Genomic DNA, 13,956 nt, shown 5'->3' with positions numbered 1-13,956 from the left:
TGCTGCCTGAGCGGCGAGCCACGCGTCGAAGTCAGCGTTGAGAGCGTTCTGAGCGGCGGTCAGGTTATCCGAAGTATCGTCGAAGTCACAGGCATCGACTGTTTTGTCAGCTGGCTGAGTCAATGTCAGCGGCGGCACCGGGTTTACGGTGTATGTAGCTGTTGTTGTCTGAGTATCGCATATGTCAGTAACAGTCCATGTAATGGTAATGGATCCACCGGCACAGAAGTCGATGTATGAATTATCCCAGTCATTGGATAGAGTTGGGCTACATCCTCCACCTTCGGCGACAGCTGCTGCCTGAGCGGCGAGCCACGCGTCGAAGTCAGCGTTGAGAGCGTTCTGAGCGGCGGTCAGGTTATCCGAAGTATCGTCGAAGTCACAGGCATCGACTGTTTTGTCAGCTGGCTGAGTCAATGTCAGCGGCGGCACCGGGTTTACGGTGTATGTAGCTGTTGTTGTCTGAGTATCGCATATGTCAGTAACAGTCCATGTAATGGTAATGGATCCACCGGCACAGAAGTCGATGTATGAATTATCCCAGTCATTGGATAGAGTTGGGCTACATCCTCCACCTTCGGCGACAGCTGCTGCCTGAGCGGCGAGCCACGCGTCGAAGTCAGCGTTGAGAGCGTTCTGAGCGGCGGTCAGGTTATCCGAAGTATCGTCGAAGTCACAGGCATCGACTGTTTTGTCAGCTGGCTGAGTCAATGTCAGCGGCGGCACCGGGTTTACGGTGTATGTAGCTGTTGTTGTCTGAGTATCGCATATGTCAGTAACAGTCCATGTAATGGTAATGGATCCACCGGCACAGAAGTCGATGTATGAATTATCCCAGTCATTGGATAGAGTTGGGCTACATCCTCCACCTTCGGCGACAGCTGCTGCCTGAGCGGCGAGCCACGCGTCGAAGTCAGCGTTGAGAGCGTTCTGAGCGGCGGTCAGGTTATCCGAAGTATCGTCGAAGTCACAGGCATCGACTGTTTTGTCAGCTGGCTGAGTCAATGTCAGCGGCGGCACCGGGTTTACGGTGTATGTAGCTGTTGTTGTCTGAGTATCGCATATGTCAGTAACAGTCCATGTAATGGTAATGGATCCACCGGCACAGAAGTCGATGTATGAATTATCCCAGTCATTGGATAGAGTTGGGCTACATCCTCCACCTTCGGCGACAGCTGCTGCCTGAGCGGCGAGCCACGCGTCGAAGTCAGCGTTGAGAGCGTTCTGAGCGGCGGTCAGGTTATCCGAAGTATCGTCGAAGTCACAGGCATCGACTGTTTTGTCAGCTGGCTGAGTCAATGTCAGCGGCGGCACCGGGTTTACGGTGTATGTAGCTGTTGTTGTCTGAGTATCGCATATGTCAGTAACAGTCCATGTAATGGTAATGGATCCACCGGCACAGAAGTCGATGTATGAATTATCCCAGTCATTGGATAGAGTTGGGCTACATCCTCCACCTTCGGCGACAGCTGCTGCCTGAGCGGCGAGCCACGCGTCGAAGTCAGCGTTGAGAGCGTTCTGAGCGGCGGTCAGGTTATCCGAAGTATCGTCGAAGTCACAGGCATCGACTGTTTTGTCAGCTGGCTGAGTCAATGTCAGCGGCGGCACCGGGTTTACGGTGTATGTAGCTGTTGTTGTCTGAGTATCGCATATGTCAGTAACAGTCCATGTAATGGTAATGGATCCACCGGCACAGAAGTCGATGTATGAATTATCCCAGTCATTGGATAGAGTTGGGCTACATCCTCCACCTTCGGCGACAGCTGCTGCCTGAGCGGCGAGCCACGCGTCGAAGTCAGCGTTGAGAGCGTTCTGAGCGGCGGTCAGGTTATCCGAAGTATCGTCGAAGTCACAGGCATCGACTGTTTTGTCAGCTGGCTGAGTCAATGTCAGCGGCGGCACCGGGTTTACGGTGTATGTAGCTGTTGTTGTCTGAGTATCGCATATGTCAGTAACAGTCCATGTAATGGTAATGGATCCACCGGCACAGAAGTCGATGTATGAATTATCCCAGTCATTGGATAGAGTTGGGCTACATCCTCCACCTTCGGCGACAGCTGCTGCCTGAGCGGCGAGCCACGCGTCGAAGTCAGCGTTGAGAGCGTTCTGAGCGGCGGTCAGGTTATCCGAAGTATCGTCGAAGTCACAGGCATCGACTGTTTTGTCAGCTGGCTGAGTCAATGTCAGCGGCGGCACCGGGTTTACGGTGTATGTAGCTGTTGTTGTCTGAGTATCGCATATGTCAGTAACAGTCCATGTAATGGTAATGGATCCACCGGCACAGAAGTCGATGTATGAATTATCCCAGTCATTGGATAGAGTTGGGCTACATCCTCCACCTTCGGCGACAGCTGCTGCCTGAGCGGCGAGCCACGCGTCGAAGTCAGCGTTGAGAGCGTTCTGAGCGGCGGTCAGGTTATCCGAAGTATCGTCGAAGTCACAGGCATCGACTGTTTTGTCAGCTGGCTGAGTCAATGTCAGCGGCGGCACCGGGTTTACGGTGTATGTAGCTGTTGTTGTCTGAGTATCGCATATGTCAGTAACAGTCCATGTAATGGTAATGGATCCACCGGCACAGAAGTCGATGTATGAATTATCCCAGTCATTGGATAGAGTTGGGCTACATCCTCCACCTTCGGCGACAGCTGCTGCCTGAGCGGCGAGCCACGCGTCGAAGTCAGCGTTGAGAGCGTTCTGAGCGGCGGTCAGGTTATCCGAAGTATCGTCGAAGTCACAGGCATCGACTGTTTTGTCAGCTGGCTGAGTCAATGTCAGCGGCGGCACCGGGTTTACGGTGTATGTAGCTGTTGTTGTCTGAGTATCGCATATGTCAGTAACAGTCCATGTAATGGTAATGGATCCACCGGCACAGAAGTCGATGTATGAATTATCCCAGTCATTGGATAGAGTTGGGCTACATCCTCCACCTTCGGCGACAGCTGCTGCCTGAGCGGCGAGCCACGCGTCGAAGTCAGCGTTGAGAGCGTTCTGAGCGGCGGTCAGGTTATCCGAAGTATCGTCGAAGTCACAGGCATCGACTGTTTTGTCAGCTGGCTGAGTCAATGTCAGCGGCGGCACCGGGTTTACGGTGTATGTAGCTGTTGTTGTCTGAGTATCGCATATGTCAGTAACAGTCCATGTAATGGTAATGGATCCACCGGCACAGAAGTCGATGTATGAATTATCCCAGTCATTGGATAGAGTTGGGCTACATCCTCCACCTTCGGCGACAGCTGCTGCCTGAGCGGCGAGCCACGCGTCGAAGTCAGCGTTGAGAGCGTTCTGAGCGGCGGTCAGGTTATCCGAAGTATCGTCGAAGTCACAGGCATCGACTGTTTTGTCAGCTGGCTGAGTCAATGTCAGCGGCGGCACCGGGTTTACGGTGTATGTAGCTGTTGTTGTCTGAGTATCGCATATGTCAGTAACAGTCCATGTAATGGTAATGGATCCACCGGCACAGAAGTCGATGTATGAATTATCCCAGTCATTGGATAGAGTTGGGCTACATCCTCCACCTTCGGCGACAGCTGCTGCCTGAGCGGCGAGCCACGCGTCGAAGTCAGCGTTGAGAGCGTTCTGAGCGGCGGTCAGGTTATCCGAAGTATCGTCGAAGTCACAGGCATCGACTGTTTTGTCAGCTGGCTGAGTCAATGTCAGCGGCGGCACCGGGTTTACGGTGTATGTAGCTGTTGTTGTCTGAGTATCGCATATGTCAGTAACAGTCCATGTAATGGTAATGGATCCACCGGCACAGAAGTCGATGTATGAATTATCCCAGTCATTGGATAGAGTTGGGCTACATCCTCCACCTTCGGCGACAGCTGCTGCCTGAGCGGCGAGCCACGCGTCGAAGTCAGCGTTGAGAGCGTTCTGAGCGGCGGTCAGGTTATCCGAAGTATCGTCGAAGTCACAGGCATCGACTGTTTTGTCAGCTGGCTGAGTCAATGTCAGCGGCGGCACCGGGTTTACGGTGTATGTAGCTGTTGTTGTCTGAGTATCGCATATGTCAGTAACAGTCCATGTAATGGTAATGGATCCACCGGCACAGAAGTCGATGTATGAATTATCCCAGTCATTGGATAGAGTTGGGCTACATCCTCCACCTTCGGCGACAGCTGCTGCCTGAGCGGCGAGCCACGCGTCGAAGTCAGCGTTGAGAGCGTTCTGAGCGGCGGTCAGGTTATCCGAAGTATCGTCGAAGTCACAGGCATCGACTGTTTTGTCAGCTGGCTGAGTCAATGTCAGCGGCGGCACCGGGTTTACGGTGTATGTAGCTGTTGTTGTCTGAGTATCGCATATGTCAGTAACAGTCCATGTAATGGTAATGGATCCACCGGCACAGAAGTCGATGTATGAATTATCCCAGTCATTGGATAGAGTTGGGCTACATCCTCCACCTTCGGCGACAGCTGCTGCCTGAGCGGCGAGCCACGCGTCGAAGTCAGCGTTGAGAGCGTTCTGAGCGGCGGTCAGGTTATCCGAAGTATCGTCGAAGTCACAGGCATCGACTGTTTTGTCAGCTGGCTGAGTCAATGTCAGCGGCGGCACCGGGTTTACGGTGTATGTAGCTGTTGTTGTCTGAGTATCGCATATGTCAGTAACAGTCCATGTAATGGTAATGGATCCACCGGCACAGAAGTCGATGTATGAATTATCCCAGTCATTGGATAGAGTTGGGCTACATCCTCCACCTTCGGCGACAGCTGCTGCCTGAGCGGCGAGCCACGCGTCGAAGTCAGCGTTGAGAGCGTTCTGAGCGGCGGTCAGGTTATCCGAAGTATCGTCGAAGTCACAGGCATCGACTGTTTTGTCAGCTGGCTGAGTCAATGTCAGCGGCGGCACCGGGTTTACGGTGTATGTAGCTGTTGTTGTCTGAGTATCGCATATGTCAGTAACAGTCCATGTAATGGTAATGGATCCACCGGCACAGAAGTCGATGTATGAATTATCCCAGTCATTGGATAGAGTTGGGCTACATCCTCCACCTTCGGCGACAGCTGCTGCCTGAGCGGCGAGCCACGCGTCGAAGTCAGCGTTGAGAGCGTTCTGAGCGGCGGTCAGGTTATCCGAAGTATCGTCGAAGTCACAGGCATCGACTGTTTTGTCAGCTGGCTGAGTCAATGTCAGCGGCGGCACCGGGTTTACGGTGTATGTAGCTGTTGTTGTCTGAGTATCGCATATGTCAGTAACAGTCCATGTAATGGTAATGGATCCACCGGCACAGAAGTCGATGTATGAATTATCCCAGTCATTGGATAGAGTTGGGCTACATCCTCCACCTTCGGCGACAGCTGCTGCCTGAGCGGCGAGCCACGCGTCGAAGTCAGCGTTGAGAGCGTTCTGAGCGGCGGTCAGGTTATCCGAAGTATCGTCGAAGTCACAGGCATCGACTGTTTTGTCAGCTGGCTGAGTCAATGTCAGCGGCGGCACCGGGTTTACGGTGTATGTAGCTGTTGTTGTCTGAGTATCGCATATGTCAGTAACAGTCCATGTAATGGTAATGGATCCACCGGCACAGAAGTCGATGTATGAATTATCCCAGTCATTGGATAGAGTTGGGCTACATCCTCCACCTTCGGCGACAGCTGCTGCCTGAGCGGCGAGCCACGCGTCGAAGTCAGCGTTGAGAGCGTTCTGAGCGGCGGTCAGGTTATCCGAAGTATCGTCGAAGTCACAGGCATCGACTGTTTTGTCAGCTGGCTGAGTCAATGTCAGCGGCGGCACCGGGTTTACGGTGTATGTAGCTGTTGTTGTCTGAGTATCGCATATGTCAGTAACAGTCCATGTAATGGTAATGGATCCACCGGCACAGAAGTCGATGTATGAATTATCCCAGTCATTGGATAGAGTTGGGCTACATCCTCCACCTTCGGCGACAGCTGCTGCCTGAGCGGCGAGCCACGCGTCGAAGTCAGCGTTGAGAGCGTTCTGAGCGGCGGTCAGGTTATCCGAAGTATCGTCGAAGTCACAGGCATCGACTGTTTTGTCAGCTGGCTGAGTCAATGTCAGCGGCGGCACCGGGTTTACGGTGTATGTAGCTGTTGTTGTCTGAGTATCGCATATGTCAGTAACAGTCCATGTAATGGTAATGGATCCACCGGCACAGAAGTCGATGTATGAATTATCCCAGTCATTGGATAGAGTTGGGCTACATCCTCCACCTTCGGCGACAGCTGCTGCCTGAGCGGCGAGCCACGCGTCGAAGTCAGCGTTGAGAGCGTTCTGAGCGGCGGTCAGGTTATCCGAAGTATCGTCGAAGTCACAGGCATCGACTGTTTTGTCAGCTGGCTGAGTCAATGTCAGCGGCGGCACCGGGTTTACGGTGTATGTAGCTGTTGTTGTCTGAGTATCGCATATGTCAGTAACAGTCCATGTAATGGTAATGGATCCACCGGCACAGAAGTCGATGTATGAATTATCCCAGTCATTGGATAGAGTTGGGCTACATCCTCCACCTTCGGCGACAGCTGCTGCCTGAGCGGCGAGCCACGCGTCGAAGTCAGCGTTGAGAGCGTTCTGAGCGGCGGTCAGGTTATCCGAAGTATCGTCGAAGTCACAGGCATCGACTGTTTTGTCAGCTGGCTGAGTCAATGTCAGCGGCGGCACCGGGTTTACGGTGTATGTAGCTGTTGTTGTCTGAGTATCGCATATGTCAGTAACAGTCCATGTAATGGTAATGGATCCACCGGCACAGAAGTCGATGTATGAATTATCCCAGTCATTGGATAGAGTTGGGCTACATCCTCCACCTTCGGCGACAGCTGCTGCCTGAGCGGCGAGCCACGCGTCGAAGTCAGCGTTGAGAGCGTTCTGAGCGGCGGTCAGGTTATCCGAAGTATCGTCGAAGTCACAGGCATCGACTGTTTTGTCAGCTGGCTGAGTCAATGTCAGCGGCGGCACCGGGTTTACGGTGTATGTAGCTGTTGTTGTCTGAGTATCGCATATGTCAGTAACAGTCCATGTAATGGTAATGGATCCACCGGCACAGAAGTCGATGTATGAATTATCCCAGTCATTGGATAGAGTTGGGCTACATCCTCCACCTTCGGCGACAGCTGCTGCCTGAGCGGCGAGCCACGCGTCGAAGTCAGCGTTGAGAGCGTTCTGAGCGGCGGTCAGGTTATCCGAAGTATCGTCGAAGTCACAGGCATCGACTGTTTTGTCAGCTGGCTGAGTCAATGTCAGCGGCGGCACCGGGTTTACGGTGTATGTAGCTGTTGTTGTCTGAGTATCGCATATGTCAGTAACAGTCCATGTAATGGTAATGGATCCACCGGCACAGAAGTCGATGTATGAATTATCCCAGTCATTGGATAGAGTTGGGCTACATCCTCCACCTTCGGCGACAGCTGCTGCCTGAGCGGCGAGCCACGCGTCGAAGTCAGCGTTGAGAGCGTTCTGAGCGGCGGTCAGGTTATCCGAAGTATCGTCGAAGTCACAGGCATCGACTGTTTTGTCAGCTGGCTGAGTCAATGTCAGCGGCGGCACCGGGTTTACGGTGTATGTAGCTGTTGTTGTCTGAGTATCGCATATGTCAGTAACAGTCCATGTAATGGTAATGGATCCACCGGCACAGAAGTCGATGTATGAATTATCCCAGTCATTGGATAGAGTTGGGCTACATCCTCCACCTTCGGCGACAGCTGCTGCCTGAGCGGCGAGCCACGCGTCGAAGTCAGCGTTGAGAGCGTTCTGAGCGGCGGTCAGGTTATCCGAAGTATCGTCGAAGTCACAGGCATCGACTGTTTTGTCAGCTGGCTGAGTCAATGTCAGCGGCGGCACCGGGTTTACGGTGTATGTAGCTGTTGTTGTCTGAGTATCGCATATGTCAGTAACAGTCCATGTAATGGTAATGGATCCACCGGCACAGAAGTCGATGTATGAATTATCCCAGTCATTGGATAGAGTTGGGCTACATCCTCCACCTTCGGCGACAGCTGCTGCCTGAGCGGCGAGCCACGCGTCGAAGTCAGCGTTGAGAGCGTTCTGAGCGGCGGTCAGGTTATCCGAAGTATCGTCGAAGTCACAGGCATCGACTGTTTTGTCAGCTGGCTGAGTCAATGTCAGCGGCGGCACCGGGTTTACGGTGTATGTAGCTGTTGTTGTCTGAGTATCGCATATGTCAGTAACAGTCCATGTAATGGTAATGGATCCACCGGCACAGAAGTCGATGTATGAATTATCCCAGTCATTGGATAGAGTTGGGCTACATCCTCCACCTTCGGCGACAGCTGCTGCCTGAGCGGCGAGCCACGCGTCGAAGTCAGCGTTGAGAGCGTTCTGAGCGGCGGTCAGGTTATCCGAAGTATCGTCGAAGTCACAGGCATCGACTGTTTTGTCAGCTGGCTGAGTCAATGTCAGCGGCGGCACCGGGTTTACGGTGTATGTAGCTGTTGTTGTCTGAGTATCGCATATGTCAGTAACAGTCCATGTAATGGTAATGGATCCACCGGCACAGAAGTCGATGTATGAATTATCCCAGTCATTGGATAGAGTTGGGCTACATCCTCCACCTTCGGCGACAGCTGCTGCCTGAGCGGCGAGCCACGCGTCGAAGTCAGCGTTGAGAGCGTTCTGAGCGGCGGTCAGGTTATCCGAAGTATCGTCGAAGTCACAGGCATCGACTGTTTTGTCAGCTGGCTGAGTCAATGTCAGCGGCGGCACCGGGTTTACGGTGTATGTAGCTGTTGTTGTCTGAGTATCGCATATGTCAGTAACAGTCCATGTAATGGTAATGGATCCACCGGCACAGAAGTCGATGTATGAATTATCCCAGTCATTGGATAGAGTTGGGCTACATCCTCCACCTTCGGCGACAGCTGCTGCCTGAGCGGCGAGCCACGCGTCGAAGTCAGCGTTGAGAGCGTTCTGAGCGGCGGTCAGGTTATCCGAAGTATCGTCGAAGTCACAGGCATCGACTGTTTTGTCAGCTGGCTGAGTCAATGTCAGCGGCGGCACCGGGTTTACGGTGTATGTAGCTGTTGTTGTCTGAGTATCGCATATGTCAGTAACAGTCCATGTAATGGTAATGGATCCACCGGCACAGAAGTCGATGTATGAATTATCCCAGTCATTGGATAGAGTTGGGCTACATCCTCCACCTTCGGCGACAGCTGCTGCCTGAGCGGCGAGCCACGCGTCGAAGTCAGCGTTGAGAGCGTTCTGAGCGGCGGTCAGGTTATCCGAAGTATCGTCGAAGTCACAGGCATCGACTGTTTTGTCAGCTGGCTGAGTCAATGTCAGCGGCGGCACCGGGTTTACGGTGTATGTAGCTGTTGTTGTCTGAGTATCGCATATGTCAGTAACAGTCCATGTAATGGTAATGGATCCACCGGCACAGAAGTCGATGTATGAATTATCCCAGTCATTGGATAGAGTTGGGCTACATCCTCCACCTTCGGCGACAGCTGCTGCCTGAGCGGCGAGCCACGCGTCGAAGTCAGCGTTGAGAGCGTTCTGAGCGGCGGTCAGGTTATCCGAAGTATCGTCGAAGTCACAGGCATCGACTGTTTTGTCAGCTGGCTGAGTCAATGTCAGCGGCGGCACCGGGTTTACGGTGTATGTAGCTGTTGTTGTCTGAGTATCGCATATGTCAGTAACAGTCCATGTAATGGTAATGGATCCACCGGCACAGAAGTCGATGTATGAATTATCCCAGTCATTGGATAGAGTTGGGCTACATCCTCCACCTTCGGCGACAGCTGCTGCCTGAGCGGCGAGCCACGCGTCGAAGTCAGCGTTGAGAGCGTTCTGAGCGGCGGTCAGGTTATCCGAAGTATCGTCGAAGTCACAGGCATCGACTGTTTTGTCAGCTGGCTGAGTCAATGTCAGCGGCGGCACCGGGTTTACGGTGTATGTAGCTGTTGTTGTCTGAGTATCGCATATGTCAGTAACAGTCCATGTAATGGTAATGGATCCACCGGCACAGAAGTCGATGTATGAATTATCCCAGTCATTGGATAGAGTTGGGCTACATCCTCCACCTTCGGCGACAGCTGCTGCCTGAGCGGCGAGCCACGCGTCGAAGTCAGCGTTGAGAGCGTTCTGAGCGGCGGTCAGGTTATCCGAAGTATCGTCGAAGTCACAGGCATCGACTGTTTTGTCAGCTGGCTGAGTCAATGTCAGCGGCGGCACCGGGTTTACGGTGTATGTAGCTGTTGTTGTCTGAGTATCGCATATGTCAGTAACAGTCCATGTAATGGTAATGGATCCACCGGCACAGAAGTCGATGTATGAATTATCCCAGTCATTGGATAGAGTTGGGCTACATCCTCCACCTTCGGCGACAGCTGCTGCCTGAGCGGCGAGCCACGCGTCGAAGTCAGCGTTGAGAGCGTTCTGAGCGGCGGTCAGGTTATCCGAAGTATCGTCGAAGTCACAGGCATCGACTGTTTTGTCAGCTGGCTGAGTCAATGTCAGCGGCGGCACCGGGTTTACGGTGTATGTAGCTGTTGTTGTCTGAGTATCGCATATGTCAGTAACAGTCCATGTAATGGTAATGGATCCACCGGCACAGAAGTCGATGTATGAATTATCCCAGTCATTGGATAGAGTTGGGCTACATCCTCCACCTTCGGCGACAGCTGCTGCCTGAGCGGCGAGCCACGCGTCGAAGTCAGCGTTGAGAGCGTTCTGAGCGGCGGTCAGGTTATCCGAAGTATCGTCGAAGTCACAGGCATCGACTGTTTTGTCAGCTGGCTGAGTCAATGTCAGCGGCGGCACCGGGTTTACGGTGTATGTAGCTGTTGTTGTCTGAGTATCGCATATGTCAGTAACAGTCCATGTAATGGTAATGGATCCACCGGCACAGAAGTCGATGTATGAATTATCCCAGTCATTGGATAGAGTTGGGCTACATCCTCCACCTTCGGCGACAGCTGCTGCCTGAGCGGCGAGCCACGCGTCGAAGTCAGCGTTGAGAGCGTTCTGAGCGGCGGTCAGGTTATCCGAAGTATCGTCGAAGTCACAGGCATCGACTGTTTTGTCAGCTGGCTGAGTCAATGTCAGCGGCGGCACCGGGTTTACGGTGTATGTAGCTGTTGTTGTCTGAGTATCGCATATGTCAGTAACAGTCCATGTAATGGTAATGGATCCACCGGCACAGAAGTCGATGTATGAATTATCCCAGTCATTGGATAGAGTTGGGCTACATCCTCCACCTTCGGCGACAGCTGCTGCCTGAGCGGCGAGCCACGCGTCGAAGTCAGCGTTGAGAGCGTTCTGAGCGGCGGTCAGGTTATCCGAAGTATCGTCGAAGTCACAGGCATCGACTGTTTTGTCAGCTGGCTGAGTCAATGTCAGCGGCGGCACCGGGTTTACGGTGTATGTAGCTGTTGTTGTCTGAGTATCGCATATGTCAGTAACAGTCCATGTAATGGTAATGGATCCACCGGCACAGAAGTCGATGTATGAATTATCCCAGTCATTGGATAGAGTTGGGCTACATCCTCCACCTTCGGCGACAGCTGCTGCCTGAGCGGCGAGCCACGCGTCGAAGTCAGCGTTGAGAGCGTTCTGAGCGGCGGTCAGGTTATCCGAAGTATCGTCGAAGTCACAGGCATCGACTGTTTTGTCAGCTGGCTGAGTCAATGTCAGCGGCGGCACCGGGTTTACGGTGTATGTAGCTGTTGTTGTCTGAGTATCGCATATGTCAGTAACAGTCCATGTAATGGTAATGGATCCACCGGCACAGAAGTCGATGTATGAATTATCCCAGTCATTGGATAGAGTTGGGCTACATCCTCCACCTTCGGCGACAGCTGCTGCCTGAGCGGCGAGCCACGCGTCGAAGTCAGCGTTGAGAGCGTTCTGAGCGGCGGTCAGGTTATCCGAAGTATCGTCGAAGTCACAGGCATCGACTGTTTTGTCAGCTGGCTGAGTCAATGTCAGCGGCGGCACCGGGTTTACGGTGTATGTAGCTGTTGTTGTCTGAGTATCGCATATGTCAGTAACAGTCCATGTAATGGTAATGGATCCACCGGCACAGAAGTCGATGTATGAATTATCCCAGTCATTGGATAGAGTTGGGCTACATCCTCCACCTTCGGCGACAGCTGCTGCCTGAGCGGCGAGCCACGCGTCGAAGTCAGCGTTGAGAGCGTTCTGAGCGGCGGTCAGGTTATCCGAAGTATCGTCGAAGTCACAGGCATCGACTGTTTTGTCAGCTGGCTGAGTCAATGTCAGCGGCGGCACCGGGTTTACGGTGTATGTAGCTGTTGTTGTCTGAGTATCGCATATGTCAGTAACAGTCCATGTAATGGTAATGGATCCACCGGCACAGAAGTCGATGTATGAATTATCCCAGTCATTGGATAGAGTTGGGCTACATCCTCCACCTTCGGCGACAGCTGCTGCCTGAGCGGCGAGCCACGCGTCGAAGTCAGCGTTGAGAGCGTTCTGAGCGGCGGTCAGGTTATCCGAAGTATCGTCGAAGTCACAGGCATCGACTGTTTTGTCAGCTGGCTGAGTCAATGTCAGCGGCGGCACCGGGTTTACGGTGTATGTAGCTGTTGTTGTCTGAGTATCGCATATGTCAGTAACAGTCCATGTAATGGTAATGGATCCACCGGCACAGAAGTCGATGTATGAATTATCCCAGTCATTGGATAGAGTTGGGCTACATCCTCCACCTTCGGCGACAGCTGCTGCCTGAGCGGCGAGCCACGCGTCGAAGTCAGCGTTGAGAGCGTTCTGAGCGGCGGTCAGGTTATCCGAAGTATCGTCGAAGTCACAGGCATCGACTGTTTTGTCAGCTGGCTGAGTCAATGTCAGCGGCGGCACCGGGTTTACGGTGTATGTAGCTGTTGTTGTCTGAGTATCGCATATGTCAGTAACAGTCCATGTAATGGTAATGGATCCACCGGCACAGAAGTCGATGTATGAATTATCCCAGTCATTGGATAGAGTTGGGCTACATCCTCCACCTTCGGCGACAGCTGCTGCCTGAGCGGCGAGCCACGCGTCGAAGTCAGCGTTGAGAGCGTTCTGAGCGGCGGTCAGGTTATCCGAAGTATCGTCGAAGTCACAGGCATCGACTGTTTTGTCAGCTGGCTGAGTCAATGTCAGCGGCGGCACCGGGTTTACGGTGTATGTAGCTGTTGTTGTCTGAGTATCGCATATGTCAGTAACAGTCCATGTAATGGTAATGGATCCACCGGCACAGAAGTCGATGTATGAATTATCCCAGTCATTGGATAGAGTTGGGCTACATCCTCCACCTTCGGCGACAGCTGCTGCCTGAGCGGCGAGCCACGCGTCGAAGTCAGCGTTGAGAGCGTTCTGAGCGGCGGTCAGGTTATCCGAAGTATCGTCGAAGTCACAGGCATCGACTGTTTTGTCAGCTGGCTGAGTCAATGTCAGCGGCGGCACCGGGTTTACGGTGTATGTAGCTGTTGTTGTCTGAGTATCGCATATGTCAGTAACAGTCCATGTAATGGTAATGGATCCACCGGCACAGAAGTCGATGTATGAATTATCCCAGTCATTGGATAGAGTTGGGCTACATCCTCCACCTTCGGCGACAGCTGCTGCCTGAGCGGCGAGCCACGCGTCGAAGTCAGCGTTGAGAGCGTTCTGAGCGGCGGTCAGGTTATCCGAAGTATCGTCGAAGTCACAGGCATCGACTGTTTTGTCAGCTGGCTGAGTCAATGTCAGCGGCGGCACCGGGTTTACGGTGTATGTAGCTGTTGTTGTCTGAGTATCGCATATGTCAGTAACAGTCCATGTAATGGTAATGGATCCACCGGCACAGAAGTCGATGTATGAATTATCCCAGTCATTGGATAGAGTTGGGCTACATCCTCCACCTTCGGCGACAGCTGCTGCCTGAGCGGCGAGCCACGCGTCGAAGTCAGCGTTGAGAGCGTTCTGAGCGGCGGTCAGGTTATCCGAAGTATCGTCGAAGTCACAGGCATCGACTGTTTTGTCAGCTGGCTGAGTCAATGTCAGCGGCGGCAC

At 53.1% G+C, this 13,956-nt stretch carries 1 protein-coding gene (only partly in view); it reads right to left on the bottom strand.

Features of this window, described 5'->3' with window-relative positions; all coding sequences use genetic code 11:
- Positions 1–13,956, bottom strand: partial view of an HYR-like domain-containing protein gene (locus GM418_RS08510; RefSeq protein WP_158865078.1) — the 5' portion only. Its footprint begins 19,143 nt before the window's first position; 13,956 of the gene's 33,099 nt are visible here — the first part of the coding sequence; the start codon lies at positions 13,954–13,956; its stop codon lies off the left edge, out of view.

The organism is Maribellus comscasis, from assembly GCF_009762775.1.
Taxonomy (GTDB): domain Bacteria; phylum Bacteroidota; class Bacteroidia; order Bacteroidales; family Prolixibacteraceae; genus Draconibacterium; species Draconibacterium comscasis.
The sequence above is the reverse complement of the archived record's forward strand: the minus strand, read 5'-3'. Positions and strand labels throughout refer to the sequence as shown.